We start from the raw sequence: 25,007 nt of genomic DNA, 5'->3' as shown, positions 1-25,007 counted from the left end.
TTCCTCCTTAAATCAACTGATTAATGTCTAAAACTTCAGGTTGTTGAGCCATATGATTGTGCTCTGCACCAGCATATACATGAAGTTTCTTAAATTGTTGACGGCCAAGGGAATTTTTTGGCAACATTCCGCGAACAGAAATTTCAATTAACTTTTCTGGAGTATTCTCGCGAATCTGACCAGCAGTTTTAACTTTTAAACCACCGGGATGATTACTGTGATGGTAATAAAACTTCTTTGTAGCCTTTTTCCCAGTTAATTTAATTTTATCAGCATTAATTACAATAACATGATCACCCGTATCAATATTTGGGGTAAAGATCGGTTTATTTTTGCCACGTAAAATTGTAGCAACAACAGTAGACAATCGTCCTAAAACGACATCAGTTGCATCTATAAGATACCATTTACGTTCAACTTCGCTTGGTTTAGCTAAAGGTGTTGTACGCATGTAATTTCCTCCAATATCTGTGTCTGTTTACACACTCAATAAGTTTTCCGGGGCCTATCGTGGGGTAAACAATACCATTTACAAATATACTACTTCTCTATATATTAGTCAATATTACTACTTGGATAAAAAACTTTTTTTAAATAAAGGCCGCTGGCAGGAGCGGTCAAACGTGCCTGTTGACGATCCTGAACTTGATAAAGACGCAAAAAATCATGCACATCCCGCCGACCACTGCCAATTTCCAATAAGGTTGCTACCATAATCCGCACCATGTTATATAAGAAACCATCACCGTGAAAAATAAATTTTATTTCTTGTGGATAGTTAGTAGTATCCAGATCGGCTGTATAAATGGTCCGCACCTTATTGCGAATAACTCCACCGCTAGCTTCAAAGCTGGCAAAATTATGCGTTCCTATAACATCTAACAACGCAGTTTGAATTTTTGATAAATCCAGTGCAAACGGATAGTGGCCTGTGTATAGCCGCAAAAAAGGATTCGTATAACGTCCCAAGGCAACCCGATATTCATAAATTTTACCTAAAGCATCAAAACGGGCATTAAAATCAGGTACAGCAATCACGCCGCCAACAAATAAAATATCTCGCGGCATTAAACTATTTAAGGCCTTTACCATCTTATCCGCGGGAATATTTCCCGGATACGCAAATGAAATCACCTGCCCTAAAGCATGAACACCAGCATCAGTTCTTCCAGCGGCCACCAAATTTACAGGTTGGCCTTTAGTCATAATTGCTAAAGCTTTCTCAATAGTCCCTTGAATAGTCAACAAATTAGGCTGACGTTGAAAACCATGATAACGAGTACCATCATATTGTACGGTCAATTTATAAACTGTCATCCAACTAACTCCGAAATATAATTAACAAAATTGTCAAAACTATAAATAATAATATTACTAAAGAATCAGCACCTTGCCAATGTAATTGCCGGTATTTACTGCGATGAGAACTGCTTTGATAGCCGCGTGATTCCATAGCAATCGATAGATCATAAGCAATATTAAAACTGCTCACAAACAAAGGAATTAAAATTGGAACGATAGCTTTCAGCTGTTGAAAAAGATTGCCATCACCAAAGTCCACTCCCCGCGCGCGTTGGGCATTCATAATTTTAGTAGTTTCATCTGATAATAAAGGAATAAATTGCAACGCAATTGAAAGCATTAAAGCTACTTCTTCTACAGGAAAATGCACCACTTTTAAAGGCTTGAGAATTGCTCCCACGGCGTCAGACATTTGCAGCGGTGTAGTAGTAATGGTTAATAAAGTAGAAATCAAAATGATCAGTAAAAAACGCATGAATATAAAGATACCGTTTTTAATGCTCAAATTTGATAACGAAAAAATCCACCATTGCCAAAAAGGTTGACCCCCTGGAGTAAACAGCACTTGTAAGGCCACAGTAAATAAAATCAAAAAAATCATGGGCCTGATTCCTCTAATAAAAAAGCCTAGGGAAACCTGTGAAAAAGCTACTGCTACTAAAACAAAAATACTCAAAATCAAATAAGTTAACCAATTATTAGCTAAGAAAACAATTGCTACAAAAATAAAAGTAGCAATAAATTTACAACGCGGATCCAATTGATGAATTATTGAGTTTCCAGGCAAATAACGGCCAATAATCATTTTACCCATAATGGCCTCCTAATTGGGGAATTAATTGCTGAGCCAATTGCTCTTCAGTAATCGGCAGTTTATTAAACTTAAATCCCTTTTGTGCTAACTGACGCGCAAATTGAGTGCTTTCCGGCTCCAATAAATTATGCGCCTGTAAAAAAGCACGATCATTAAAAATAGCTTGGGGCTGATCATCCCGAATTAAATGAGCTTGATCCATTACCAGGACTTGCTGGGCGTAGCGAGCCACATCTTCCATTTGATGAGAAATTAAAATAATTGTGGTCCCTTGTTGGTTCAATTGATAAAACAGATCCATTAATTCTTGATGCCCTTGTGGATCCAAACCAGCGGTTGGTTCATCTAAAATCAATACTGTTGGTTGAGAGGCCAGTACACCGGCAATGGCAACCCGGCGCATTTGACCACCTGATAAATCAAAAGGTGATTTTGAAGCCACACTTGCTGGTAAACGGACTAAGTCTAACATTTGATAGGCGGTTTTCTGTGCTTGTTGTTGGGTCATGCCAAAATTTTGGGGACCAAAACTGATATCATCCAGAACTGTTTCGGCAAATAATTGTTGTTCTGGTAGTTGAAATACCATGCCCACCTGTTGGCGCAAAGGTTTTAGATGCTTATTTTTGGTTTCCGATGTAATAATACGTTCGCCAATTTTTATTGTTCCGGAGGTTGGCTTCAATAAAGCATTGATATGTTGAACTAAAGTTGATTTACCACTACCTGTTTGACCGATAATAGCAGTAAAACAACCATCTGGTATTTCAAAGCTAACATTAGTCAGTCCTTCATATTCTAAAGGTCCTCCCGGTTGATACACATGTGTTACGTTTTTAAATGTAATTGCCATAATTCATCTGCCAATCTCTGTTTGGTTTGATAAGCTGTTGTTAACGGAATCCCGGCTTGCCGTAGCAATACTTGCAAACGGCTCGTAAAGGGAGGCTGTAAGCCAATATTGGTTAAACTATCTATATCGGAAAATAACTCCTGTACAGTCGTTTGCTTTTGAATTTTACCATCCTTTAAAGCTATAATTAGATCAGCTTGAACAATTTCTGCCATATCATGGGTAATCGATAAAATAGTTATTCCCAATTGCTGCTGCAAGTTTCTCATAATTTGTAGGATATCTTGCCGGCCGTTGGGATCCAACATACTTGTAGATTCATCCATAATAATAATTTTTGGTTGCAAAGCAATAATTCCAGCAATAGCTACCCGCTGCTTTTGCCCTCCGGATAAGGTTTGCGGAGCTTTATGAGCAAACTCAGTCATATGCACTTGGGCTAAAGCCCATTTAACGCGCGCAACCATTTTGGTTCGTGGCATATTTTGATTTTCTAATCCAAAAGCTACATCGTCTTCTACTGTGGCTCCGACAAATTGATGATCGGGATTTTGAAAAATAATTCCAATATCGCGGCGAATATTCCAGACCGTTTGTTCAGACAATACTTTTCCTGCAATTTTAATAGTACCAGAATCAGCCGGTAATAGCCCATTTATAAGTTTAGATAAAGTACTTTTGCCGCTTCCATTTAGGCCTACAATTGCTACCCATTGCTGCGGTTGTATTTGAAAAGTAATTTCACTTAAGGCCGGGTGTTGGGCATTTTCATATGTAAAAGTTACGTCTTGTAAAGATATTATTGGATCCATAATCTTCTCCGTCAATAATAGTTTTCTAAAGTATAATATCATAGTCTTAAGTTAAGGAGTAGAACTATGTCGCTTTTTGATCCCCTAAACATACTGGTCAAAGTCTATCAATCTGAAATTTCCGGATGGTGGCAATATGATAATCCCAATCAGATTTTAATGGAAGCCATTTTAATCCAGCAAACTACCAGCCATAATGTCGAACAGGCTATTAAAAATTTGCAGGCCTATCATATCTTTGATCAACCCTATAATCAAACTTGGGTTCGGTTGCAAAAATTGAACAAGGAACAATTAGAACAGGCCCTTTACCCCAGTGGTTTTTATCATGTAAAAGCTGCACGTTTGCAGAGTTTTGCCCATTGGCTGGCACACTACTACTACGATCTCAACTTATTCAAGGACGCAACTACAATCCAACTGCGCCAAGAACTAAATAAAATTAAAGGGATCGGACCGGAAACTGCCGATGTCATGATTCTCTATGTCTTTAAACGACCGGTTTTTGTACCTGATAAATATTGTCTGCGTTTTTATAGCACACTAAATCTTCTTCCGCCAAAAATAACATACTTAGCTGCCCAAAAATATTTTGAAAATCAGCCTGACATGACAACTGATTATCAACAAGCTCAACAATGGCATGCGGCTTTAGATGAATACGGTAAAAATCCTCAGAAGTTACAAAAAACCAGATATAAAAAAATCATTCCCGAAAAGTAGCGCAGAAGCATTAGAGCTAGACTTAGTTTTTGACCAACATCGTTACGCTCACTACTAATCGAAAGAATGATATTAAATAACTATTTCAAATAATTAAATAAGACTAAACCAACTCAATAATTGCCATTGGTGCTGCATCTCCACGTCTTGGAGCAGTCTTTAAAATACGGGTATAACCACCTTGACGCTCTTTATAACGTGGTGCAATGTCACTAAACAACTTTTGCAAAGCTGATTGAATAACAACGGCGTCATCTTCTTCGCTAATATTAGCTACTTCTTTACGAATGTAACTAGAAACTAAACGCCGAGAATGTAAGTCGCCTTTTTTTGCTAAAGTAATCATTTTTTCAGCAGTTTTTCTGACTTCTTTTGCCCGTGTTTCAGTAGTAACTATTCGTTCATGAATGAATAGATCTGTCGTCAAATCACGTAACATTGCATTACGGACATCGGAAGATCGCCCTAATTTACGATAACTCATTGTCTCTTTGCCTCCTTTTCAACTAATCATCCTGACGTAATGACAAACCTAAATTAGCCAATTTTTCCTTAACTTCTTCTAAGGACTTGCGGCCCAGATTTCTCACTTTCATCATGTCTGATTCAGTTTTATCAGTTAGTTCTTGAACTGTATTGATACCGGCACGCTTTAAGCAATTATAAGAACGTACAGATAGATCCAGCTCTTCAATAGTCATTTCGAGTTTTTTCTCTTTACGAGTTTCCTCTTTTTCGATCATCATATCTGCATTTTTGGCTTCATCAGTCAAGTCGACAAAAATAGTCAAATGTTCAGTTAAGACTTTAGCAGCCAAACTAATTGCTTCACGTGGATCAATCGAACCATTTGTCCAAACGTCCAGAGTTAATTTATCGAAATCGTTACGTTTCCCTACTCGAGTATGTTCAACCTGATAGTTGACACGAGAAACTGGGGTAAAAATTGAATCTACAGGCAAAACACCAATTGGAGTTTCATCAGTTTTATTCTGTTCAGCAGGAGTATAACCCCGACCGGTTTTCACAGTCATTTGCATATGAAAATGCCCGCCATCGGCTACAGAACAAATATACTGATCAGGATCTAAAATTTCTAAATCTGCATCAGTTTCAATATCTGCTGCTGTCACCCGCTTAGGTCCATCAACATTAATTTCAACTTTCTTTTCATCGCTGTGCAATTTTAGAGATAACTTTTTAATGTTTAAAACAATTTCTGTTACATCTTCTAAAACGCCATCAATAGTTGAAAATTCATGCAAAACTCCGTCAATTTGAATATCTGCCACTGCAGAACCAGGGAGCGAAGCCAATAAAACTCGTCTTAAGGAATTACCTAAGGTCGTTCCATAGCCGCGTTCCAAAGGCTCAATAACATATTTGCCATAATTATCTGTTTCATCAATTTTTGTAATAACCGGTTTTTCGAATTCAATCATTATTTATGTTTTGCCCCTTTCAACAACGATTTTTAGCAACAAAAAATTTTATGCTTAAGGTCAAAACTATACTCTACGGCGCTTTGGAGGACGAGAACCATTATGTGGCACAGGAGTAACATCTCTAATAGCAGTAACTTCCAAGCCAGTTGTCTGCAAAGAACGAATAGCAGCTTCACGACCAGAACCAGGCCCCTTAACAGCAACTTCAACTGTCTTCATACCTTGTTCCATAGATTCCTTAGCAGCTGCTTCCCCAGCCATTTGGGCTGCAAAAGGTGTTGATTTACGACTTCCTTTAAAGCCCAATGCTCCAGCTGAAGACCAAGAAATCGCGTTTCCACGAACATCTGTGATCATTACGATCGTATTATTGAAAGTGGAATGAATATGTGCTACACCAGATTCAACATGCTTTTTCACACGACGCTTACGCGTAGTTTTCTTATTTGGCATATTTTTACCTCCTTATCTATTTTTTCTTACCAGCAATACTCGTCTTTTTACCTTTACGCGTGCGAGCATTATTTTTCGTATTTTGTCCGCGTACGGGCAAGCCACGCCGATGACGCATACCACGATAAGAACCAATTTCTTGAAGACGTTTAATGTTTAAGCTAACTTCACGGCGTAAATCGCCTTCCACTTTGATATTATCAACCTCGGCCCGGATTTTTTCTTCCTGATCGGGTGTCAAATCACGTGTTCTTATATCTTCAGAAATTTGGGCATTTTTTAAAACCTTTTGAGCAGTAGTATTTCCAATACCATAAATATAGGTAAGCGCAATTACTATTCGTTTATCACGAGGTAAGTCTACACCTGCAATACGTGCCATATGCTATTAACCTCCTTTTACTAACCTTGTCTTTGTTTATGCTTAGGATCAGCTGAACAAATAATCATTACGCGACCCTTACGCTTGATAACTTTGCAATGCTCACACATTGGTTTAACTGATGGTCTTACTTTCATATTAAATCCTCCCATCTAAAACTGACGGATCTGCTTTATACTAACACTATTATCTGAAACGGTAAGTGATACGTCCCTTAGTTAGATCATAAGGAGACAATTCAACAGTAACCTTATCACCAGGAAGAATTCGAATATAATGCATCCTGATTTTCCCTGAAACATGAGCTAAAATAGTTGCTCCATTTTCTAACTTAACCTTGAACATTGCATTTGGCAAAGTATCAGAGACAGTTCCCTCAACTTCGATTACATCATCCTTAGCCAAAAAAGTATCCTCCTCGTTCCTCTTTGAACACAAAAATAGTGAGAGCTTGGCACTCACTAGTCAATATACCAGCTGAGTATACCACACAATAATGATATTGCCAAGTATTAATTGATTTTACTTAAAACAGCATCAATTTCCGCAAATACCTGATCAATTTCTTGTGCACCATTTATTTTATTTAACAACCCTGCTTTTTGATAATAACTAATAAGCGGAGTATTCATTTCAATATTCACATGCAAGCGGTTCTTAACAGTTTGGGGCTGATCGTCTTCACGCTGATAAAAATCATGTTTTCCACAACGATCACAAGTACCAGCTACTTTAGGTGGATTATACAATTTATGATAAGTTGCACCACAATTTTTACAGATGAAACGTCCAGATAAACGTTCTACTAATAATTGCGGATCAACTTCAATATCAATCACTGCGTCTAATTTTTTGTTTAAATTAGCATTAATCTCATCTAAAGCTTGCGCCTGCTCTAAATTCCGTGGAAAACCATCTAACATATAACCAGCTTGATTGATATCAGCTTGGGCTAATCTTTCCTGAACGATTTGATTAGTAACTTCATCGGGAACCAATTCCCCCTTATCAATAAAAGACTTGGCCTTTAAACCTACTTGGGTCTTATTAGCTATTGCCTCTCGGAACATATCTCCAGTTGAAACATGAACCACATGATATTTGTCAACAATTCTTTCTGCCTGTGTACCTTTACCGGCTCCAGGCAAACCCATAAGCATTAAATTCATACTAACATCTCCTCATTTTCTACTATTACCGAATGAAGCCGACATATTCCCGCTTCATTAATAGTCCTTCTAATTGGCGATTAGCTTCAATTGCTACCCCGACAACAATTAATAAACTCGTTCCGCCCAAACCAATTGATTGGGGCAGACCAAAGATATTAGTTGCTAATTGTGGTAATAAAGCAATTAAACCTAAGAATACAGAACCGACAGTTGATAGACGTAATAATAGACCTGAGACATACTTAATTGTTTCATTTCCAGGCCAGATACCTGGGATATAAGCTCCCTGCTTTTGTAAGTTTTCAGCTAATTTTTCGGGATTAACTTGAACAAAGGCATAAAAGAAAGTAAACAAAACAATTAAAGCAGTATAAACTAACGCTCCTGTTGTTGTTTGTAAACTAAAGACGTTTTGCAAAACTTGGAACCAAGTATCACCGGCATGCGATTTTTGAAAAGCAGTTAAAATAGTCGCCGGTGTAACAATCAACGAACTGGCAAAGATAACAGGAATAACACCCGCTACATTAACTTTTAATGGTAAATAACTTTCAGAACCACCACTAGTAGCACGGCGAGTATATTGAATTGGCACTTTACGATTGGCCTGCTGTACATAGGTGGTAAATTGTGTTACTAACAGAACTAAAACAAGAATAATAACAATGAAAAGAATGTTTAACCAAATTTCATTACCTTTGGCACTAACAACTTGTTCACGTATTAACTGATAAAGTCCTTGAGGTAACCGCGCTACAATACCAGCAAAGATAATCATCGAAACACCATTACCGATACCCTTATCAGTAATCTGTTCACCCATCCAAGTGAGCAGCATTGAACCACCGGTCATAATAATCCCTAGAGTAATGAAAGTTTGGACACTAGGTTTAGAAACCAACCCCATTCCACTAAGGGCATTAAAACCAGCAGTGATTCCGATTGATTGCACAAATGCTAAAACAATTGTCAAATAACGAGTAACTTGATTTAATTTTCTGCGACCAACTTCACCTTGTTTGCTCCACTCAACAAACTTAGGAACAATGTCAGTTTGCAGAAGTTGAATAACGATTTGGGCAGTAATATAAGGGGAAACCCCCATCGAAAAAATAGAGTAATTAGCCAAACCGCCACCACTAACAGTATCTAGTAATGGAATTAAACCTGTAGAACTAAGTTTTTCCATTGCAGAAATATTAATACCTGGAACTGCAATCTGTGCTCCCAAACGATAAATAGCCAAAATAAATAATGTGAAAAAGATTTTCTTTCTTATTTCTTTAACCTTGAGAGCATTCCTCAGTGTTCCTAGCATTAAATCACCTCGATTGTTCCACCCGCAGCTTCAACGGCTTCTTTAGCAGCCTTTGATACTTTATTTACTTTAACAGTCAATTTCTTCTTTAATTCACCATTAGCTAACAACTTAATACCGGACAATTCTTTCTTAATAACACCGGCTTCCAGCAAAACCCGTGCATTAACTTCACTGCCGGCACGAAATTGATTTAAATCATCAAGGTTAATAATAGCATATTCTTTACGATTAATGTTATTAAAGCCTCTCTTAGGCATACGCCGGAATAAAGGCATTTGTCCACCTTCAAAACCAAGGCGAGTTTTACCACCACTACGTGCTAATTGGCCTTTTTGTCCACGACCGGCAGTTTTGCCGTAACCAGATGAAGTACCACGACCAACGCGTTTACGGGGACGACGAGATCCAGGACTTGTTTGTAATTCATGCAATTTCACTTTCAGGGCACCTCCTCTTTGTCTTATTTTACTTCTTCAACATCAACTAAATGAGCAATCTTCAAAACAGCACCACGAATGGCCGCGTTATCCGGCTTAACAACAGAACTATTTATCCGGCCAAGGCCCAATTCTTTAGCAACTTTACGTTGAGCGGGAATTCGGTGTGCAACACTACGCTTTAAAGTAATTTTAATTTTATTAGCCATTGTACACTCTCCTAACCTTGTAAATCTTCTATTGAAATACCGCGTAAAGCAGCAATTTCTTGTGATGTTTTCAATTTTGATAAACCATCAATTGTAGCACGAATCATATTAATTGGTGTATTACGGCCTAAAGATTTAGTCGTAATATCATCAATTCCGGCTAATTCCATTACGGCACGTACAGAATCACCAGCAGCAATTCCAGAACCAGCAACAGCTGGTTTTAACAGCACGCGGCCGGCACCAAATTCACCGATGATTTCATGAGGAATAGTTGTACCGACTTTCGGTACTTCAATTAAATTCTTTTGCGCATTGTCAACACCCTTGCGGATAGCTTCCGGAACTTCTTGTGCTTTACCTGTTCCTAAGCCAACGTGACCATTTTTATCACCTACCACAACAATAGCAGCAAAGCGCATGCGGCGACCACCCTTAACAACTTTAGTGATACGATTAATAGCCACCAAACGGTCTTCCAATTCTAATTGAGATGGATCTACAAAAGCCATAAGTTTTATTCCTCCTTTCTAAAATTTTAATCCATTTTCCCGAGCAGCTTCAGCTAGGGCTTGAACACGCCCTTGATAAATATAACCGCCCCGATCGAAAATAACATTTTCTTTACCAGCAGCAATTGCTCTTTGCGCAATCATTTTGCCCACTGCACTGGCTTGTTCAGTCTTATTAGTAGCAGTAATTTCTTTATCCAAAGTTGAGGCACTTGCAAGCGTGACACCCGCTACGTCATCAATTACTTGAGCGTAGATGTTTTTATTAGAACGAAAGACATTTAAGCGTGGGCGCTCAGCAGTACCAGAAATTTTATTGCGGACACGTGCATGACGTTTAATCCGGATTTTATTTCTATCTGGTTTTGTAATCACAATTTTCACCTCATAAATTTAATCAGTTAACCGGCTTATTTACCAGTCTTACCTTCTTTACGACGAACATGTTCATCAGCGTATTTAATACCCTTGCCCTTATAAGGTTCAGGTGGCCGAACATCACGAATTTCAGCAGCAAATTGACCAACTGCTTGCTTGCTGATACCACTAACATTAATTTCTGTATTGGAAGGTACATCAACGTCAATGTTATCTGGAGTAGTTATTTCCACAGGGTTAGAGTAACCAACATTCAAAATTAAGGTAGTACCCTTCTTTTGGGCACGATAACCAACCCCGACTAATTCCAAACTCTTTTTAAAGCCAGTAGTAACGCCGACGACCATGTTATTCACATTAGCTCTTGTAGTTCCATGAATAGCTTTATCGTTGTCGTTATCACGTTCAAATTTCAATTGATTACTGTCTTGTGTAATCTTAATTTTAGGACTAACTTGTCTTGTTAATTCACCCTTGGGGCCCTTAACTGTCACATTATGATTATCTTCATCTACCGTAACAGTGACACCCTCTGGTAAATCAATAAGTTTATTTCCGATACGACTCATACTAGACGCACCTCCTTATTCATGATTTGAATTACCAAACGTAAGCAATAACTTCGCCGCCAACGTCCTTAGCCCGTGCTTCCTTATCAGTAATTACACCTTCAGAAGTGGAGAGGATGGCGATACCCAAGCCATTTAAGACTTTCGGGACTGCATCAGCCTTAACATAACTACGTAAACCTGGTTTAGAAATTTTCTTCAAGCCTGAGATTACACGTTCGTTATCTTTACTATATTTCAAGTAAATCTTGATCATACCTTGTTTATGATCGTCAATTACTTCATAATCACGAATAAAGCCCTCACGTTTGAGGATTTCTGAAATACTCTTCTTCATGTTAGAAGCTGGAACTTCAACTGAAGCATGACGTACCATATTCGCATTGCGAATCCGAGTTAAATAATCCGCAATTGGATCTGTCATAGACATTTGCTGACCTCCTATTTAAAATTTTTACCAGCTAGCTTTTCTCATACCAGGAATTTGACCCTTATGTGCTAATTCACGAAGGCAAATACGGCAAAGTCTAAACTCACGATAAACTGAACGGGGACGACCGCAGCGTTCACAACGTGTGTAAGCTTGAGATGAAAACTTTGCTGGACGATGATTGCGAGCAATTTGTGATTTCTTAGCCAATAGCTTGACCTCCTAATTTATTTAGCAAACGGCATTCCAATTTGAGTTAATAATTCTTTAGCTTCTTCATCAGTAGCAGCAGTGGTAACAATAACCACATCAAGACCGCGTACTTTATTAACTTTATCATAATCTATTTCTGGGAAAATCAATTGTTCTTTAATTCCTAAAGTATAGTTGCCCCGACCATCAAATGCACGAGCACTTACACCGTGAAAATCTCTTACTCGAGGTAAGGAAACATTGATTAACTTATCCAAAAAATCATACATCCGCTGACCACGTAAAGTAACTTTAGCACCAATGGCCATTCCTTCACGTAAGCGAAAACCGGCAATAGACTTTTTAGCCTTAGTAATTAACGGTTTTTGGCCAGAGATAAGTGTTAATTCTTCAACAGCACTATCTAAATTTTTGGAGTTTGAAACAGCATCTCCAACTCCCATATTCAAAACGATTTTTTCAATATGAGGTACTTGCATAACTGATGAATAGTCAAATTTCTTAACTAAACTAGGAACAATTTCTTTAACATACTTAGTGTGCAAAGCATTATCCATTTTCACTAAGAACCTCCTTTCCTACTTATTTCTCTTTATCTTCTGTTTTGGTTGATTTTTTAGTTGCAGCTTCCTCAGCAGCACTAACAACTTTAACATTAGATGCATCAAGTGGAGCTTCTACATCTTTAATGCCACCATTAGGTTCTGTTTGGGAAGGTTTTTGATGCTTTTTAATCATATTAACACCCTTAACAGTTACCTTATTGGTTTTAGGGAAAGCTTGAACAACAGTTCCAGTCTTACCCTTGTCTTTTCCCGCAATGACTTGAACATTATCGCCAGTTTTGACAAACACTGTTCGAGCACCTCCTTTTAAGCTTCCAAATTATAATACTTCTGGTGCTAATGAAACAATCTTCATAAAGTTATTATCACGTAACTCCCGCGCTACAGGTCCAAAAATACGTGTACCTTTAGGAGTCTTGTCAGCATTAATAATTACAGCAGCATTATCATCAAATCTAATGTAGGAGCCATCAGGACGATGGGAGCGAGCAACTGTACGCACAATAACTGCCTTGACCACGTCACCTTTTTTGACAACGCCACCTGGTGTTGCTTGTTTAACAGTTGCAACAATGATGTCACCAACACTAGCGACCTTGCGACCTGAACCACCTAAGACTTTAATGGTTAAAATTTCTCGTGCTCCTGAGTTATCAGCTACACGAAGACGGGTTTCTTGTTGAATCAAGATTGGATCCTCCTCTCATAGTTTTTATGGATAAATAGAGCCTAAACCCTAACACCCTTCTGAACAATTTCTAATAGACGAAACCGTTTCAAACGGGATAACGGACGAGTCTCCATAATTCGAACAATATCGCCAACATTAGCTTCATTTTTATCGTCTTGAGCATAAAATTTCTTGGAGTATCTGAAGCGTTTGCCGTAAACAGGATGTGTCTTGTAAGTTTCTACAGAAACAGTAATAGTTTTATCCATCTTGTCAGAAACTACACGTCCTTGATATACCTTACGATGATTACGAGTATTATCTGTTGTGCTCAATTAGTTTCGCTCCTTTCTTATTTACTCTCTAATTCCTGCTGATGCAATACTGTCTTAATGCGGGCAATATTTTTCCGAACTTTTTTAATTCTTGCAGTATTTTCTAATTGCCCAGTTGCCTGTTGAAAATGAAGATTAAAAAGTTCTTCTTTGTATTGCTTTTCTTTATCATGCATTTGAGCAGTGGTTAATTGTCTAATTTCACTAGTTTTCATCAGATTCGCCACCTACTTCCTCACGCTTAACAAACTTGGTTTTAATCGGTAGTTTGTTGGATGCAAGCCTCAAAGCCTCACGAGCGACTTCTTCGGAAACACCGCCAACTTCAAACATGATTTTTTCACGTTTAACGGCAGCAACCCATCCAGCTGGGGCACCTTTACCAGAACCCATCCGGACTCCAACACCTTTAGCAGTATAGGATTTATGAGGAAAAATCTTGATCCAAACTTTACCGCCACGTTTCATATAACGAGTCATTGCAATCCGGGCAGCTTCAATTTGGCGATTAGTAATCCAATGAGATTCCAAGGCTTGTAAGCCGTATTCACCAAAAGCTACTTCGCGGCCGCCCTTCGCTGCACCACGCATTTTACCACGAAATTCACGGCGGTGTTTTACACGCTTAGGTACTAACATTGATTAGTTTCCTCCTTTCGCTCCATTATTGTTACGGCGATTATTGACTCTCGGTTTGTCAGGTAAAACTTCTCCACGGTAGATCCAAGTTTTTACACCCAAATTACCATAAGTTGTAGCAGCTTCAACCCATGCATAGTCAATATCAGCACGCAAAGTATGCAACGGCACAGTTCCTTCAGTATGCCATTCCACTCGAGCCATATCCGCACCATTTAAACGACCTGAAACTTGAGTTTTCACACCCTTAGCACCGGCACGCATGGAACGTTGTGTAGCCTGTCTTTGAACCCGACGAAAAGCAATACGAGCTTCTAGTTGTCGAGCCATACTTTCACCGACTAATTTAGCATCTAAATCTGGCTTTTTAATTTCCACAATGTTAATGTGAATGTTTTTGCCTGTTAAAGAGTTGATTTCTTTACGTAACTTTTCAACTTCTGATCCGCCTTTACCAATGACCATTCCTGGCTTTGCAGTATGAATTGAGACATTGATTTTTTTGGCTGCACGTTCAATTTCAATTCTGGAAACTGAAGCGTTAGCTAATCTTTTTTCAATAAAACGGCGAATTTTAATATCTTCTAGTAAAAATTTTGAAAAATCCTTTTTATCAGCGTACCACTTAGCATCCCAATCACGAACAATGCCAAGACGAAATCCGATAGGATTAATTTTCTGACCCACGTTTTTCCCTCCTTATGAAATTTATTCTTCTTCTGATACAACAATCGTAATATGGCTGGTACGTTTATTGATTGGTGATGCTGAACCTTTGGCCCGTGGGCGGAAACGCTTCAAGGTTGGTCCTTCATTAACGTAAGCCTCACTGACTACTAAGCTTTGCGAATCCAAATCATAGTTATGTTCAGCATTGGCAATTGCTGATTTTAACACTTTAGCAACAATTGGTGAACCTGAACGCGGTGTAAATTGCAAAATTGCCATAGCTTCAGCAGCACTCTTGCCTTTAATAAGCTCTAGGACAAGGCGAGCCTTACGAGGCGCGATTCGAACTGTCTTAGCAGTAGCTGATGCACTGGTTATTTGTTCTGCCATCGTGTAATCTCTCCTTTCTATGCTCCAGTTTTCTTATCATCTTTACTGTGACCGTGGAATGTCCGTGTCGGTACGAATTCACCCAATTTATGACCGACCATGTCTTCTTGTATATAAACCGGGACGTGCTTTCTTCCATTGTAAACAGCAATTGTATAACCTACGAAGCTAGGAAAAATAGTAGAACGCCGTGACCAAGTTTTAATGACTGATTTCTTTTCTTGGTCAGCTTGTGCTTCAATCTTTTTCATCAAATGAGCATCAGCAAACGGTCCCTTTTTCAAACTACGACTCATCAGACAACCTCCTTTTTTGTTATCTTTTACAAAAAATTATTTTCTCTTATTCTTACGATGACGTACGATAAACTTCTCAGATTGAGCACGTTTAGAACGGGTCTTCTTACCAAGAGTCTTCTTACCCCAAGGTGACATTGGAGATGGATGTCCGACTGGTGCTTTCCCTTCACCACCACCATGCGGGTGATCATTAGGGTTCATTACGGAACCACGAACGGTAGGACGAATTCCCATCCAACGCTTACGACCAGCTTTACCAATATTAATTAATTCATGTTGTTCATTACCAACTGCTCCAATGCTGGCCCGTGCAGCAGATAAGATCATCCGTACTTCACCAGAAGCCAGGCGCACCAAAGTGTATTTACCATCACGGCCCAAAACTTGAGCAGAGGTTCCAGCTGAACGAACTAATTGTCCACCTTTGCCAGGTTTCATCTCAATATTATGAATAACTGTACCTACAGGAATGTTGGCTAAAGGCAATGCATTGCCGACTTTAATATCAGCATTAACGCCAGATTGAATTTTTTGACCTACTTCTAACCCTTTAGGAGCCAAAATATAAGACTTAACACCGTCATCATAATGTAATAATGCAATGTTAGCAGAACGGTTGGGATCATATTCAATTGCCTTAACTGTTGCTACTACATCATCTTTATTACGCTTAAAGTCGATCATACGGTACTTTTGCTTATGACCACCACCACGATGACGAACAGTAATCTGACCATAAGAATTACGTCCAGCAATGCGTTTTTGGGATTCAAGCAAGGTCTTTTCCGGTTTTGTTTTTGTGATTTCAGCAAAATCAGAAGCGGTCATATTCCGACGTCCGTTTGTAGTCGGTTTATATTTAACAATACCCACGCTTTTTTACCTCCTATTTTATTATTCGTTTTCGAAAATCTTTATTTCCTTAGAATCTTCAGTTAATTTAATAATTGCTTTACGTCTTTTATTAGTTTTCCCAACATAGCGTCCTACACGCTTTTTTTTGGGTTTAACATTCATGATGTTGACTTTTGCTACTTTTACATCAAATAATTCTTCAATAGCTTGGCGAACTTGAATTTTGTTAGCATTAACTGCAACATCAAAAACGTACTTTTTATCATCCATATCTGCCATGGAAGCTTCCGTGATTACAGGACGTAAAATGATATCTTGTGCTGCCATTATCCAAGCGCCTCCTCAATTTTGGCTAATGCTTTTTGAGTAACAATCATTTGCTGATTATTAATTACATCTAAAACATTAACATTTTCTACAGTAATTGCTTTAACTTTATCAATATTACGAGCCGATAAAATTGCATTATCATTACCGGATTCAACAACCACCAAAGTACGACCCTTGGCTTCTAATTTATCCAATAACTGTTTAAAAGTTTTAGTGCTTGGCTTATCAAAATCCAAACTGTCAACAACGATCATTTCTTGATCAGCAACTTTTTGTGATAAAACAGATTTCAATGCCAAACGCGCCACTTTACGGGGCAATTTATAAGCATATGATCTTGGTGTTGGTCCAAAAACGACACCACCACCGCGCCATTGTGGAGCTCTGATAGAACCTTGACGCGCACGACCAGTTCCCTTTTGCCGCCATGGTTTACGACCACCGCCACGAACAGCTGAGCGGTTCTTAACTGCATGAGTTCCACGACGTAAAGAGGCTTGTTGCATAATCACCGCATCGGCAACAACATGGTTATTAGGTTCAATCCCAAAGACTTCCGCTTTCACTTCAGTTGTACCATTTTTAGTACCAGTTTGTTGATATACATCTAATTGTGTCATTAACTAATTGCCTCCTTTCCTATTTTTCTGTAGCTTCGGCTTCTTGTGCAGAAGCTGTTGTATCTGAAATTATTGAACCAATATTCTTTTTACCCTTAATACCTTTAAGAGTTGTTTGAATTTTAATTAAAGATTTGTTTGCACCAGGAACATTTCCACGAATCATCAATAGATTGTTTTCGGTATCAACCTTAACAATAACAAGGTTTTGAGTAGTAACTTGGTTGCCACCCATTCTACCAGGTAACATTTTGCCTTTGAAAACGCGATTAATGATCGTACCCATTGAACCTGGGATTCTATGGTAGCGAGAACCGTGTGTTTCCGGACCCCGTGATTGTCCAAAACGTTTAATATTGCCTTGGAAACCATGGCCCTTAGTAATTCCAGTCACATCCACTACATCGCCACTGGTAAATGTATCTACTTTTACTTCGTCACCGACTTTATAATCACCCAAGTTTACATCACGAAATTCGCGCAGATAATGTTTGGGAGTTGTATCGGCTTTTTTTGCATGACCTTGTTGAGGCTTATTAGTTAGAACTTCACGACGATCTTCAAAGCCTAATTGCACAGCTTCATAACCATCATTTTCTTTAGTTTTAAGCTGCATCACAATATTGGGCGTTGCTTGAATCACAGTTACTGGAATCAGTTCGCCTTTGTCAGTGAACAACTGTGTCATTCCAACTTTTTTGCCAAGAATTCCTTTTCTGGTCATGATCACACCTCCATTAATTGATTTTAATTGTTAATAAAAATTATAATTTGATTTCAATATCAACACCGCTTGGCAGATCTAACTTCATTAATGAATCAACTGTCTTTGGTGATGGATTTATAATGTCAATTAGACGCTTATGGGTCCGGATTTCAAACTGTTCACGTGAATCTTTAAATTTATGTGGTGAACTGATAACTGTGTATAAAGCCCGTTCAGTAGGTAATGGAATTGGTCCAGAAACTTCTGCTCCAGTTCTCTTTACTGTTTCAACAATTTTATCAGCTGATTGATCAATAATCCGATGTTCATAAGCTTTTAAACGAATACGAATCTTTTGACTTGCCATGGAATTCCCTCCTTTTTGCATCTTTTAAGATACCGGCTCTGCGAAAATTACCGACCACCCTGTCGTGGCAAAGCTCCCGGGCGTGTCGCAACCTCTCGCCTCAACACCGCTCATTGCCGTCAGTTTCAGGGCAAACTTTCCCCTCAAAATTCAGCACTCCTACAATAATACACGCTCTAGCTATTAATTTCAAGGTTTTTTCATTAATTTTTTCTAGATAATCTGAGCTCCCAAACTGTTTTTAAAATGCTCTAAAGCCCACTTTTGACCAGCAGGATTAAAGGTGGCTACACAGTCTTGGTGAATGACTAATTTATAGTTTAAATTATAAGCATCTATGGCTGTATGCAAGACACAAATGTCAGTACAAACACCAGTTAAATGCAGTGTATCAATGTGCCGTTCCCGTAAAAAATTATCCAAGTTAGTGTTAGCAAAGGCTGAATATCTATTTTTAGGATAATAATAAATATGAGAATTATTCTGATTATTTTCATACCACGGCTGTAATTGCCCATAAAATTGGCGACCCCAACTGTTAGCTAAATTATGCGGCGGAAATAATTTAGTTTCAGGATGATAAGGATCATTCTCTTGATGCAGATCAGTTGGCAGTATTACCCAATTTTTTTGACTAAGAAAACTATCAGCTAAGTTAACCAGCGGTTCTGCCAGTTTTTGTGCTGGCTCTCCTGCAGTTAAAGCACCTTTATCAGCAACAAAGTCATTGGTATAATCAATAATTAATAATGCTTCTGAATTCATATCTATAACCTTCTTTCTCCATATCTTATCTGAAAATATTTATTAATAAGTATTATTTTTAATAATAGCAAAACAATAAAGAAATTTGGTAGCTTTTTCATTAAAAAAAATCTGCCACAAACATAGTTGCAGCAGATTTTTTAAATTTATTTAGCATTACCGCCATTTTTCTTAATAATATCTTCTTGAATACTCTTTGGTGTCTTTTCATAATGATCAAAAGTCATTGTGAATGTACCACGGCCTTGAGTAGCTGAACGTAAAGTAGTAGCATAACCAAACATTTCCGCTAAAGGTACAAAGGAATTGATTAACTGAGCATTGCCACGTTCTTCCATACCTTCAATACGTCCACGACGAGCTGTTACTTGGCCCATAACATCACCCAAGTAGTCTTCTGGGGTTACAATTTCTACTTTCATAATCGGCTCTAAAATTACTGCTCCAGCATCTTTAACTGCATTGTGTAAAGCCATGGAAGCCGCAACTTTAAAGGCTGCCTCAGAAGAGTCAACTTCATGATAGGAACCATCGTATAATTTAGCCTTAATGTCAATCAACGGATAGCCTGCTAACACACCGTTAGCCATTGCGTCCTTAAGTCCAGCTTCAACAGATGGAATATATTCCCGAGGAACTACACCACCAACGATGGCATCTTCAAATTCAAAGCCTTTACCTTCATCGTTAGGTTCAAATTCGATCCAAACATCACCATATTGACCTTTACCACCAGACTGACGCACAAATTTACCTTCTGCTGATGCCTTCTTAGTAAAGGTTTCACGATAAGCAACTTGAGGCTCACCCACACGAGCATCAACTTTAAATTCACGCCGCATCCGATCAACCATGATATCTAAGTGCAACTCACCCATACCTGCAATTAAAGTTTCACCAGTTTCCGGGTTAGTTTCAGCTTGAAAAGTAGGATCTTCTTCTGCTAATTTTTGCAAAGCAACGTCTAACTTGTCACGATCTTCTTTAGATTTAGGTTCAATCGATACTTGAATAACTGGATCAGGAATTTCCATTGATTCCAAAATCAAAGGATGATCCGGATCAGTTAAAGAATCACCGGTAGTAGTGTTCTTTAAACCAATTGCGGCCGCAATATCACCTGAAAAAACTTCTGGAATTTCTTTACGGTGATTAGAATGCATCTGCAATAAACGACCTACACGTTCACGTTTATCCTTTGTAGCATTTAAAACATAAGAACCTGATTCCAAAGTACCAGTATAAACCCGTAAATAAGTTAAACGACCTACAAAAGGATCTGTAGCGATCTTAAATGCTAAACCTGCAAACGGCTTGCTGTCATCAGCCTTTAATTCTACATCATCACCAGTATCAGGGTCTTTAGCATTATAAGGACGAACATCCAAAGGTGATGGTAGATAATCGACTACGGCATCCATCAACATTTGCACACCCTTATTCTTAAAGGCAGAACCAGCCAAAACTGGAAACAGCTCTAATTTAATTGTTGCCTTACGAATAGCTGCCCGAATTTCATCATTCGAAATTTCTTCACCCTCTAAATATTTGTCCATGATATCATCATCAACATCAGCCAGGGTTTCGATCATTTGGGAACGACGTTTTTCAGCTTCTTCACGGTAATCATCCGGCACGTCCACAGTATCCCATTTAGAACCTAATTCATCTTCATCGTAAAGATCAGCTTTCATCTCAATTAAATCAATGACGCCTTCAAAAGAATCTTCCGCACCAATAGGCATTTGAATTGGTAATGGCAAAGCATCTAGACGATCTTTAATAGTCTGTACAGAATAATCAAAATCAGCACCGATTTTATCCATTTTATTAACGAATACAATCCGTGGAACATGATAAGTTGTTGCCTGCCGCCAAACATTTTCTGTCTGTGGCTCAACACCTGATTGACCATCTAAGACAGTGATTGCCCCATCTAAGACCCGCAAAGAACGCTCCACTTCAATAGTAAAGTCTACGTGTCCGGGAGTATCAATAATATTGATACGATGATCTTTCCACTGAGCAGTTGTAGCAGCTGAAGTAATAGTAATACCACGCTCTTGCTCCTGAGCCATCCAGTCCATTTGCGAAGCACCATCATGGGTTTCACCAATCTTATGAATCTTACCAGTATAATACAAAATACGCTCAGTTGTCGTAGTTTTACCGGCATCAATATGGGCCATGATTCCGATATTACGTGTTTTTTCTAAAGGAAATTCACGTTTATTAGCCATTAGATAATAGTACTCCTCTCAAATAATAACTATAAATTACCAGCGATAATGCGCAAAGGCCCGATTGGCATCGGCCATTCTATGCGTGTCTTCACGCTTTTTAACAGCAGCACCAGTATTATTAGCTGCATCCATGATTTCAGCAGCTAAACGTTGCTCCATTGTATGTTCACCTCGTAAACGAGCATAGCTAACAAGCCAACGGAGACCTAAAGTGGTTCTTCTTTCAGGACGTACTTCAATAGGCACTTGATAGTTAGAACCACCAATTCGACGAGCCTTAACCTCTAAAACCGGCATTACATTTTTCATAGCTTCATCAAAGACATCAACCGGATCATTGCCGGTTTTATCCTTAATAATATCAAAAGCATTATATAAAATTGTTGAAGCTTTCCCACGTTTTCCATCAATCATCAAATGATTAATTAAACGAGTTACAAGTTTTGAATTATAAATTGGATCTGGCAAAACATCACGTTTTGCAACGCTACCTTTTCTTGGCATGTGTATCCTCCTCTAGAATTGGTTTGATTGGATTATTATTTTTTTGGTCTCTTAGCGCCATATTTAGAACGACCTTGCATCCGGCCATCAACACCCGCAGTATCCAAAGCGCCGCGAATAATATGATAACGAACACCAGGCAAGTCTTTTACACGGCCACCACGAATTAAAACAACACTGTGTTCCTGTAAATTATGACCAATGCCAGGAATATAGGCAGTAACTTCAATTAAATTAGATAAACGCACACGCGCATATTTACGTAACGCAGAGTTTGGCTTCTTCGGTGTCATAGTACCTACACGAGTTGCAACTCCCCGTTTTTGTGGTGCTGGATTATCAGTAGCCATCTTTTTCATACTATTATATCCAAAATTTAAAGCTGGCGAATCTGACTTTGAAGTTCTTGATTTACGGCCTTTACGTACCAATTGATTAATTGTTGGCATTCAAAGTTCCTCCTTGATTTTTTAAGTACACACATCCAGGTGGTTCTTTTTTATAGAAAGAAAAATACCACAGATGTGGTTAATCGCTCATTGCGGTAAACATTACCTCTAAAAAGCACAGTCTCCAGACTAACATCACTTATGCCCGTTGTCAACCCCATTTAACTATTAAATAATTAATTATCTAAAAATCTGTTTTTAGGGTAATTACAATATGAGGTGCAAAATGTTTATTTTTAACATATTATTTAGTATTTGCTTAGCTTCTTTTGGAGGTGTGGTCGCCTTAAGAGTGCCCCAGCAAGAGTCGATTATTTGGGGACATTCTCACTGTGATTATTGCCAACACCAACTTGCTTGGTATCAAATGCTGCCCATTATCAGCTATTTATGCTTACATGGACGTTGTGCTTATTGTAAACAGCCTATTAAACCAGTTATTTTCCTGATTGAAATTACGGGTTTAATTGCTGGAATCGAAGCTAGCCACCAGCAACTTGTTAATCCTTATGTGCTCATTATTTTTATTATTACTTTAGCCGTCTGTGCCATTACCGATTGGTATTATTTAGCAATTTGGCCGGTTATTCTATTGCCTAGTTTCATCAGCATTTTATTTGTGGCCTCATTCACCGCTAGAGATGGATGGGAATGGTTGTTCTTTAATCTTACCTTACTAATTCTATACTTTTGCCAACGCCAAAAATTAGGCTGGGGTGATCTGGAGATTCTGGCGCTTATGTCATTGTTTTTAAAATTAAAAATAACTTTAGAAGTTATTATCATCGCCACAAGCTTAATCGTAATTAAAATTATCTTTTCTAAAAAGCGCTTGGTCTCACTTAAGGTGGCTATTCCTCTAGTACCATATTTATTAATCGCTCTATTAGTACGTTTAGCCTTTATCTAATACTTTACTTAGACCAGTGGGAGGCAATAAAATCTTTTCGACCTCCTGCTTCTTCCAAAGCTAAACGCCGCGGATTTTTTTGATAAAATTGCTGATGTTCTTCTTCTGCAGGATAAAAAGCTTGGGCAGCTTCAATCTTTGTTACAATCGGCTCACTGAATCTTCCACTATTTTCTAATGAACGCTTAGATTCTTCAGCAATTTGGCGCTGAATTGAATCTTTAACAAAAATTACCGGGCGATAATTATCTCCTCGATCTTGAAACTGTCCCATAGCATCGGTAGGATCCGTTTGCTGCCAGTAAATTTGAACTAATTCTTTATAAGAAATAATTGTCGGGTCAAAAATTATTTTAACAGCTTCTGTATGTCCGGTTTCATGCCGACAAACTTGTTCATAAGTAGGATTAGGAACAAAACCACCAGTATAACCTGAAATTACTTTTTTTATTCCGGGACGTTCTTCAAACGGCTGTACCATGCACCAAAAGCATCCGCCCGCAAAAATTGCTGTTTCTTCATGTTCGTTCATATTAATTCCTCCTAGATCATTATTATTATAAATCTATTTCTCTAAAATGATATTTTTACGCCTCTAATTTTAATTAATGCTACAATATTTATAATTAAGGAGGCAGGAAAATGTGTACTAGTATTGCTATTGAAGCCGTTAATCATGATGTCTTTTGGGGAAGAACTATGGATTTTACTTTTGATCCATTCAAGCCCAGTGCCGACAGCAAAATTACTGCATATCCTCAAGGCTACACATTAAAGGGTTTGCAGCAGGAATGGACCACTAAATATGCTTTTGCTGGTGTGAACGTTAATGATTCTCTCTTCTTTAATGATGGTATTAATAGTGCCGGCATTGTCGGCGATGCCCAATTTTTAGAAGAAGCAAGTTGGGATACTCTTGATAATTTACAACAGCGTTCTTTAAAACCCATTATTGGAGAAGAGGTAGTGGCGTATGTTCTCAGTAACTTCGGCAGTATTGCAGAAATTAAAAGTGCTTTTACGCATTTTGGTCAAATAAAGACTAATTATCCCGATTGGGATGATGCCGATACCGGCATACCCACTCCTATTCCGATGCACTATACTTTTTTTGATGACGCTGGAAATAGTGTCGTTTTAGAACCAGTGAACCAAGGCGCTTTTAAAATTTACGAAAGTATTGGTGTTATGACCAACAGTCCTGAATATCCTTGGCATTTAGACAATTTGCGTAACTATGTTCAATTAACCAATCATAATTTAGGACAACAGCAACTCAATTCCCAATTAAATATTAAACAAATTGAAAGTGGTTCGGGTTTATTAGGCTTGCCTGGAGATTATACTGCTCCCTCTCGTTTTGTAAGAAGTACTTTTCTCTCTAATTTTTTGGCTCCTTTTAAGCGTGAACAGGGCATTTGCCAATTATATAATGTGTTTAAAGCAGTTACTCTTCCAAAAGGAATTGAACATGTTAATGCTCAAAGTGAAAAATGTGACTACACTGGCTATTGGTCAGGATATGATCTTACCCAAAGAACTTTCTATGTCCAGCCGGAAGATTGTCCAACCTTAACCAAGTTTACTTTAGAAAAAAATATTGATTCTAAAATTACCAAAGCTATTAGCCACGAATTATTAACCAAATAATTCTATTCAAGCTAA

General features: G+C 38.2%; 42 protein-coding genes. 3 read left to right on the top strand and 39 right to left on the bottom strand.

Going from position 1 to position 25,007, the window contains the following annotated elements; genetic code table 11:
• Positions 1 to 7: 7 nt before the first annotated feature.
• The 5 genes from rplM to JG29_RS01865 all read right to left on the bottom strand — a co-directional run bounded on the left by rplM (position 8) and on the right by JG29_RS01865 (position 3,781).
• Positions 8 to 451, bottom strand: coding sequence for a 50S ribosomal protein L13 (gene rplM / locus JG29_RS01885; protein WP_045922259.1), 444 nt, complete (start codon positions 449 to 451; stop codon positions 8 to 10).
• A gap of 104 nt (positions 452 to 555) precedes the next feature.
• On the bottom strand, positions 556 to 1,317 hold the full coding sequence (gene truA, locus JG29_RS01880; RefSeq protein ID WP_045922258.1) for a tRNA pseudouridine(38-40) synthase TruA: 762 nt from the start codon (positions 1,315 to 1,317) through the stop codon (positions 556 to 558).
• A gap of 4 nt (positions 1,318 to 1,321) precedes the next feature.
• Positions 1,322 to 2,119: an energy-coupling factor transporter transmembrane component T family protein gene (locus JG29_RS01875; RefSeq protein ID WP_045922257.1), complete on the bottom strand. Its 798-nt coding sequence runs from the start codon at positions 2,117 to 2,119 to the stop codon at positions 1,322 to 1,324.
• On the bottom strand, positions 2,109 to 2,969 hold the full coding sequence (locus JG29_RS01870) for an energy-coupling factor transporter ATPase (protein WP_045922256.1): 861 nt from the start codon (positions 2,967 to 2,969) through the stop codon (positions 2,109 to 2,111). The genes JG29_RS01875 and JG29_RS01870 overlap by 11 nt, the downstream gene beginning before the upstream one ends.
• Positions 2,945 to 3,781, bottom strand: a complete 837-nt coding sequence (locus tag JG29_RS01865) for an energy-coupling factor transporter ATPase (protein WP_045922255.1) — start codon at positions 3,779 to 3,781, stop codon at positions 2,945 to 2,947. Before JG29_RS01865 ends, JG29_RS01870 begins: the two co-directional genes overlap by 25 nt.
• Positions 3,782 to 3,847: 66 nt before the next feature.
• On the opposite strand from JG29_RS01865, the gene JG29_RS01860 reads away from it, so the two are divergent.
• Positions 3,848 to 4,504 carry an endonuclease III domain-containing protein gene (locus JG29_RS01860; RefSeq protein ID WP_045922254.1) on the top strand — a complete coding sequence of 219 codons (657 nt, stop codon included), beginning with the start codon at positions 3,848 to 3,850 and terminating at the stop codon, positions 4,502 to 4,504.
• 103 nt (positions 4,505 to 4,607) lie between these two features.
• On the opposite strand, the gene rplQ is transcribed toward JG29_RS01860, so the two are convergent.
• The 33 genes from rplQ to rpsL form a co-directional block, all read right to left on the bottom strand.
• Positions 4,608 to 4,988, bottom strand: coding sequence for a 50S ribosomal protein L17 (rplQ, locus tag JG29_RS01855; protein WP_045922253.1), 381 nt, complete (start codon positions 4,986 to 4,988; stop codon positions 4,608 to 4,610).
• Positions 4,989 to 5,010: 22 nt separating this feature from the next.
• Complete coding sequence (locus JG29_RS01850; RefSeq protein ID WP_045922252.1) at positions 5,011 to 5,946, bottom strand: DNA-directed RNA polymerase subunit alpha; 936 nt, start codon at positions 5,944 to 5,946, stop codon at positions 5,011 to 5,013.
• Between the two features lie 66 nt (positions 5,947 to 6,012).
• The gene (gene rpsK / locus JG29_RS01845) at positions 6,013 to 6,402 is read right to left on the bottom strand and encodes a 30S ribosomal protein S11 (RefSeq protein WP_045922251.1); all 390 of its coding nucleotides are present in this window, start codon (positions 6,400 to 6,402) and stop codon (positions 6,013 to 6,015) included.
• Positions 6,403 to 6,418: 16 nt separating this feature from the next.
• The gene (gene rpsM, locus JG29_RS01840) at positions 6,419 to 6,784 is read right to left on the bottom strand and encodes a 30S ribosomal protein S13 (RefSeq protein ID WP_045922250.1); all 366 of its coding nucleotides are present in this window, start codon (positions 6,782 to 6,784) and stop codon (positions 6,419 to 6,421) included.
• Between the two features lie 20 nt (positions 6,785 to 6,804).
• Positions 6,805 to 6,921: a 50S ribosomal protein L36 gene (gene rpmJ, locus JG29_RS01835; RefSeq protein WP_045922249.1), complete on the bottom strand. Its 117-nt coding sequence runs from the start codon at positions 6,919 to 6,921 to the stop codon at positions 6,805 to 6,807.
• A gap of 49 nt (positions 6,922 to 6,970) precedes the next feature.
• Positions 6,971 to 7,189, bottom strand: coding sequence for a translation initiation factor IF-1 (infA, locus tag JG29_RS01830; protein WP_045922248.1), 219 nt, complete (start codon positions 7,187 to 7,189; stop codon positions 6,971 to 6,973).
• Between the two features lie 107 nt (positions 7,190 to 7,296).
• Positions 7,297 to 7,953, bottom strand: coding sequence for an adenylate kinase (locus tag JG29_RS01825; protein WP_045922247.1), 657 nt, complete (start codon positions 7,951 to 7,953; stop codon positions 7,297 to 7,299).
• A gap of 25 nt (positions 7,954 to 7,978) precedes the next feature.
• Positions 7,979 to 9,274 (bottom strand): preprotein translocase subunit SecY, encoded by a 1,296-nt coding sequence (gene secY, locus JG29_RS01820; protein WP_045922246.1) that lies wholly within the window; start codon positions 9,272 to 9,274, stop codon positions 7,979 to 7,981.
• A complete protein-coding gene (gene rplO, locus JG29_RS01815; protein WP_045922245.1) occupies positions 9,274 to 9,714 on the bottom strand; it encodes a 50S ribosomal protein L15 in 441 nt (146 codons plus the stop codon). Before rplO ends, secY begins: the two co-directional genes overlap by 1 nt.
• 23 nt (positions 9,715 to 9,737) lie before the next feature.
• Positions 9,738 to 9,923, bottom strand: coding sequence for a 50S ribosomal protein L30 (rpmD, locus tag JG29_RS01810; RefSeq protein WP_045922244.1), 186 nt, complete (start codon positions 9,921 to 9,923; stop codon positions 9,738 to 9,740).
• An 11-nt stretch (positions 9,924 to 9,934) separates the two neighbouring features.
• Complete coding sequence (gene rpsE / locus JG29_RS01805) at positions 9,935 to 10,435, bottom strand: 30S ribosomal protein S5 (protein WP_045922243.1); 501 nt, start codon at positions 10,433 to 10,435, stop codon at positions 9,935 to 9,937.
• Positions 10,436 to 10,453: 18 nt separating this feature from the next.
• On the bottom strand, positions 10,454 to 10,819 hold the full coding sequence (gene rplR / locus JG29_RS01800; RefSeq protein ID WP_045922242.1) for a 50S ribosomal protein L18: 366 nt from the start codon (positions 10,817 to 10,819) through the stop codon (positions 10,454 to 10,456).
• Positions 10,820 to 10,845: 26 nt separating this feature from the next.
• Entirely contained in the window at positions 10,846 to 11,382 is a 537-nt protein-coding gene (rplF, locus tag JG29_RS01795; protein ID WP_045922241.1) for a 50S ribosomal protein L6, read from the bottom strand.
• Between the two features lie 31 nt (positions 11,383 to 11,413).
• Positions 11,414 to 11,812, bottom strand: a complete 399-nt coding sequence (gene rpsH / locus JG29_RS01790; RefSeq protein ID WP_045922240.1) for a 30S ribosomal protein S8 — start codon at positions 11,810 to 11,812, stop codon at positions 11,414 to 11,416.
• A gap of 24 nt (positions 11,813 to 11,836) precedes the next feature.
• On the bottom strand, positions 11,837 to 12,022 hold the full coding sequence (locus tag JG29_RS01785) for a type Z 30S ribosomal protein S14 (protein ID WP_045922239.1): 186 nt from the start codon (positions 12,020 to 12,022) through the stop codon (positions 11,837 to 11,839).
• Between the two features lie 17 nt (positions 12,023 to 12,039).
• Entirely contained in the window at positions 12,040 to 12,582 is a 543-nt protein-coding gene (rplE, locus tag JG29_RS01780) for a 50S ribosomal protein L5 (protein WP_045922701.1), read from the bottom strand.
• Positions 12,583 to 12,607: 25 nt separating this feature from the next.
• On the bottom strand, positions 12,608 to 12,880 hold the full coding sequence (gene rplX, locus JG29_RS01775; RefSeq protein ID WP_045922238.1) for a 50S ribosomal protein L24: 273 nt from the start codon (positions 12,878 to 12,880) through the stop codon (positions 12,608 to 12,610).
• Positions 12,881 to 12,910: 30 nt separating this feature from the next.
• A complete protein-coding gene (rplN, locus tag JG29_RS01770; RefSeq protein ID WP_045922237.1) occupies positions 12,911 to 13,279 on the bottom strand; it encodes a 50S ribosomal protein L14 in 369 nt (122 codons plus the stop codon).
• A 41-nt stretch (positions 13,280 to 13,320) separates the two neighbouring features.
• A complete protein-coding gene (gene rpsQ / locus JG29_RS01765; RefSeq protein WP_084232486.1) occupies positions 13,321 to 13,596 on the bottom strand; it encodes a 30S ribosomal protein S17 in 276 nt (91 codons plus the stop codon).
• Positions 13,597 to 13,613: 17 nt separating this feature from the next.
• Complete coding sequence (gene rpmC / locus JG29_RS01760; protein ID WP_045922236.1) at positions 13,614 to 13,811, bottom strand: 50S ribosomal protein L29; 198 nt, start codon at positions 13,809 to 13,811, stop codon at positions 13,614 to 13,616.
• Positions 13,801 to 14,235 carry a 50S ribosomal protein L16 gene (rplP, locus tag JG29_RS01755; RefSeq protein WP_045922235.1) on the bottom strand — a complete coding sequence of 145 codons (435 nt, stop codon included), beginning with the start codon at positions 14,233 to 14,235 and terminating at the stop codon, positions 13,801 to 13,803. The genes rpmC and rplP overlap by 11 nt, the downstream gene beginning before the upstream one ends.
• Before the next feature lie 3 nt (positions 14,236 to 14,238).
• Positions 14,239 to 14,922: a 30S ribosomal protein S3 gene (rpsC, locus tag JG29_RS01750; protein ID WP_045922234.1), complete on the bottom strand. Its 684-nt coding sequence runs from the start codon at positions 14,920 to 14,922 to the stop codon at positions 14,239 to 14,241.
• Between the two features lie 21 nt (positions 14,923 to 14,943).
• Entirely contained in the window at positions 14,944 to 15,294 is a 351-nt protein-coding gene (gene rplV / locus JG29_RS01745; protein ID WP_045922233.1) for a 50S ribosomal protein L22, read from the bottom strand.
• 17 nt (positions 15,295 to 15,311) lie between these two features.
• On the bottom strand, positions 15,312 to 15,590 hold the full coding sequence (gene rpsS / locus JG29_RS01740) for a 30S ribosomal protein S19 (protein ID WP_045922232.1): 279 nt from the start codon (positions 15,588 to 15,590) through the stop codon (positions 15,312 to 15,314).
• Between the two features lie 36 nt (positions 15,591 to 15,626).
• On the bottom strand, positions 15,627 to 16,466 hold the full coding sequence (rplB, locus tag JG29_RS01735; RefSeq protein WP_045922231.1) for a 50S ribosomal protein L2: 840 nt from the start codon (positions 16,464 to 16,466) through the stop codon (positions 15,627 to 15,629).
• A gap of 21 nt (positions 16,467 to 16,487) precedes the next feature.
• Positions 16,488 to 16,775 carry a 50S ribosomal protein L23 gene (rplW, locus tag JG29_RS01730; RefSeq protein ID WP_045922230.1) on the bottom strand — a complete coding sequence of 96 codons (288 nt, stop codon included), beginning with the start codon at positions 16,773 to 16,775 and terminating at the stop codon, positions 16,488 to 16,490.
• Positions 16,775 to 17,398, bottom strand: coding sequence for a 50S ribosomal protein L4 (gene rplD, locus JG29_RS01725; protein ID WP_045922229.1), 624 nt, complete (start codon positions 17,396 to 17,398; stop codon positions 16,775 to 16,777). The genes rplW and rplD overlap by 1 nt, the downstream gene beginning before the upstream one ends.
• Before the next feature lie 19 nt (positions 17,399 to 17,417).
• Positions 17,418 to 18,122, bottom strand: coding sequence for a 50S ribosomal protein L3 (rplC, locus tag JG29_RS01720; RefSeq protein ID WP_045922228.1), 705 nt, complete (start codon positions 18,120 to 18,122; stop codon positions 17,418 to 17,420).
• 40 nt (positions 18,123 to 18,162) lie between these two features.
• Positions 18,163 to 18,471: a 30S ribosomal protein S10 gene (gene rpsJ, locus JG29_RS01715; RefSeq protein WP_045922227.1), complete on the bottom strand. Its 309-nt coding sequence runs from the start codon at positions 18,469 to 18,471 to the stop codon at positions 18,163 to 18,165.
• A gap of 213 nt (positions 18,472 to 18,684) precedes the next feature.
• Positions 18,685 to 19,236 carry a cysteine hydrolase family protein gene (locus tag JG29_RS01710; protein WP_045922226.1) on the bottom strand — a complete coding sequence of 184 codons (552 nt, stop codon included), beginning with the start codon at positions 19,234 to 19,236 and terminating at the stop codon, positions 18,685 to 18,687.
• Between the two features lie 146 nt (positions 19,237 to 19,382).
• Complete coding sequence (gene fusA / locus JG29_RS01705) at positions 19,383 to 21,476, bottom strand: elongation factor G (RefSeq protein WP_045922225.1); 2,094 nt, start codon at positions 21,474 to 21,476, stop codon at positions 19,383 to 19,385.
• Between the two features lie 36 nt (positions 21,477 to 21,512).
• The gene (rpsG, locus tag JG29_RS01700) at positions 21,513 to 21,983 is read right to left on the bottom strand and encodes a 30S ribosomal protein S7 (protein ID WP_045922224.1); all 471 of its coding nucleotides are present in this window, start codon (positions 21,981 to 21,983) and stop codon (positions 21,513 to 21,515) included.
• 35 nt (positions 21,984 to 22,018) lie between these two features.
• On the bottom strand, positions 22,019 to 22,432 hold the full coding sequence (rpsL, locus tag JG29_RS01695) for a 30S ribosomal protein S12 (protein WP_045922223.1): 414 nt from the start codon (positions 22,430 to 22,432) through the stop codon (positions 22,019 to 22,021).
• Positions 22,433 to 22,658: 226 nt separating this feature from the next.
• Here rpsL and JG29_RS08535 point away from each other — a divergent pair, with 226 nt between their 5' ends.
• The gene (locus JG29_RS08535) at positions 22,659 to 23,342 is read left to right on the top strand and encodes a prepilin peptidase (RefSeq protein WP_052696269.1); all 684 of its coding nucleotides are present in this window, start codon (positions 22,659 to 22,661) and stop codon (positions 23,340 to 23,342) included.
• Between the two features lie 4 nt (positions 23,343 to 23,346).
• Here the strand turns inward: JG29_RS08535 and msrA are convergent, their stop codons facing one another.
• Complete coding sequence (gene msrA, locus JG29_RS01685) at positions 23,347 to 23,874, bottom strand: peptide-methionine (S)-S-oxide reductase MsrA (protein ID WP_045922222.1); 528 nt, start codon at positions 23,872 to 23,874, stop codon at positions 23,347 to 23,349.
• A gap of 110 nt (positions 23,875 to 23,984) precedes the next feature.
• Here msrA and JG29_RS01680 point away from each other — a divergent pair, with 110 nt between their 5' ends.
• Positions 23,985 to 24,992: a linear amide C-N hydrolase gene (locus tag JG29_RS01680; protein WP_045922221.1), complete on the top strand. Its 1,008-nt coding sequence runs from the start codon at positions 23,985 to 23,987 to the stop codon at positions 24,990 to 24,992.
• Positions 24,993 to 25,007 lie beyond the last annotated feature (15 nt).

The sequence above is a fragment of the Bombilactobacillus mellis genome, from assembly GCF_000967245.1.
Classification (GTDB): Bacteria; Bacillota; Bacilli; order Lactobacillales; family Lactobacillaceae; genus Bombilactobacillus; species Bombilactobacillus mellis.
The sequence above is the reverse complement of the archived record's forward strand: the minus strand, read 5'-3'. Positions and strand labels throughout refer to the sequence as shown.

Excerpts from the sequence above, each read along its gene's own strand:
- rplM (WP_045922259.1), bottom strand. The coding sequence starts at position 451 with ATGCGTACAACACCTTTAGCTAAACCAAGCGAAGTTGAACGTAAATGG.
- truA (WP_045922258.1), bottom strand. The coding sequence starts at position 1,317 with ATGACAGTTTATAAATTGACCGTACAATATGATGGTACTCGTTATCAT.
- JG29_RS01870 (WP_045922256.1), bottom strand. The coding sequence starts at position 2,969 with ATGGCAATTACATTTAAAAACGTAACACATGTGTATCAACCGGGAGGA.
- JG29_RS01865 (WP_045922255.1), bottom strand. The coding sequence starts at position 3,781 with ATGGATCCAATAATATCTTTACAAGACGTAACTTTTACATATGAAAAT.
- JG29_RS01860 (WP_045922254.1), top strand. The coding sequence starts at position 3,848 with ATGTCGCTTTTTGATCCCCTAAACATACTGGTCAAAGTCTATCAATCT.
- rplQ (WP_045922253.1), bottom strand. The coding sequence starts at position 4,988 with ATGAGTTATCGTAAATTAGGGCGATCTTCCGATGTCCGTAATGCAATG.
- JG29_RS01850 (WP_045922252.1), bottom strand. The coding sequence starts at position 5,946 with ATGATTGAATTCGAAAAACCGGTTATTACAAAAATTGATGAAACAGAT.
- rpsK (WP_045922251.1), bottom strand. The coding sequence starts at position 6,402 with ATGCCAAATAAGAAAACTACGCGTAAGCGTCGTGTGAAAAAGCATGTT.
- rpsM (WP_045922250.1), bottom strand. The coding sequence starts at position 6,784 with ATGGCACGTATTGCAGGTGTAGACTTACCTCGTGATAAACGAATAGTA.
- rpmJ (WP_045922249.1), bottom strand. The coding sequence starts at position 6,921 with ATGAAAGTAAGACCATCAGTTAAACCAATGTGTGAGCATTGCAAAGTT.
- JG29_RS01825 (WP_045922247.1), bottom strand. The coding sequence starts at position 7,953 with ATGAATTTAATGCTTATGGGTTTGCCTGGAGCCGGTAAAGGTACACAG.
- secY (WP_045922246.1), bottom strand. The coding sequence starts at position 9,274 with ATGCTAGGAACACTGAGGAATGCTCTCAAGGTTAAAGAAATAAGAAAG.
- rpmD (WP_045922244.1), bottom strand. The coding sequence starts at position 9,923 with ATGGCTAATAAAATTAAAATTACTTTAAAGCGTAGTGTTGCACACCGA.
- rpsE (WP_045922243.1), bottom strand. The coding sequence starts at position 10,435 with ATGGCTTTTGTAGATCCATCTCAATTAGAATTGGAAGACCGTTTGGTG.
- rplF (WP_045922241.1), bottom strand. The coding sequence starts at position 11,382 with ATGAGTCGTATCGGAAATAAACTTATTGATTTACCAGAGGGTGTCACT.
- rpsH (WP_045922240.1), bottom strand. The coding sequence starts at position 11,812 with ATGTCTATGACAGATCCAATTGCGGATTATTTAACTCGGATTCGCAAT.
- rplE (WP_045922701.1), bottom strand. The coding sequence starts at position 12,582 with ATGGATAATGCTTTGCACACTAAGTATGTTAAAGAAATTGTTCCTAGT.
- rpmC (WP_045922236.1), bottom strand. The coding sequence starts at position 13,811 with ATGAAAACTAGTGAAATTAGACAATTAACCACTGCTCAAATGCATGAT.
- rplP (WP_045922235.1), bottom strand. The coding sequence starts at position 14,235 with ATGTTAGTACCTAAGCGTGTAAAACACCGCCGTGAATTTCGTGGTAAA.
- rplV (WP_045922233.1), bottom strand. The coding sequence starts at position 15,294 with ATGGCAGAACAAATAACCAGTGCATCAGCTACTGCTAAGACAGTTCGA.
- rpsS (WP_045922232.1), bottom strand. The coding sequence starts at position 15,590 with ATGAGTCGTAGTTTGAAAAAGGGACCGTTTGCTGATGCTCATTTGATG.
- rplW (WP_045922230.1), bottom strand. The coding sequence starts at position 16,775 with ATGGCAGCACAAGATATCATTTTACGTCCTGTAATCACGGAAGCTTCC.
- rplD (WP_045922229.1), bottom strand. The coding sequence starts at position 17,398 with ATGACACAATTAGATGTATATCAACAAACTGGTACTAAAAATGGTACA.
- rplC (WP_045922228.1), bottom strand. The coding sequence starts at position 18,122 with ATGACCAGAAAAGGAATTCTTGGCAAAAAAGTTGGAATGACACAGTTG.
- rpsJ (WP_045922227.1), bottom strand. The coding sequence starts at position 18,471 with ATGGCAAGTCAAAAGATTCGTATTCGTTTAAAAGCTTATGAACATCGG.
- JG29_RS01710 (WP_045922226.1), bottom strand. The coding sequence starts at position 19,236 with ATGAATTCAGAAGCATTATTAATTATTGATTATACCAATGACTTTGTT.
- fusA (WP_045922225.1), bottom strand. The coding sequence starts at position 21,476 with ATGGCTAATAAACGTGAATTTCCTTTAGAAAAAACACGTAATATCGGA.
- rpsG (WP_045922224.1), bottom strand. The coding sequence starts at position 21,983 with ATGCCAAGAAAAGGTAGCGTTGCAAAACGTGATGTTTTGCCAGATCCA.
- rpsL (WP_045922223.1), bottom strand. The coding sequence starts at position 22,432 with ATGCCAACAATTAATCAATTGGTACGTAAAGGCCGTAAATCAAGAACT.
- JG29_RS08535 (WP_052696269.1), top strand. The coding sequence starts at position 22,659 with ATGTTTATTTTTAACATATTATTTAGTATTTGCTTAGCTTCTTTTGGA.
- msrA (WP_045922222.1), bottom strand. The coding sequence starts at position 23,874 with ATGAACGAACATGAAGAAACAGCAATTTTTGCGGGCGGATGCTTTTGG.
- JG29_RS01680 (WP_045922221.1), top strand. The coding sequence starts at position 23,985 with ATGTGTACTAGTATTGCTATTGAAGCCGTTAATCATGATGTCTTTTGG.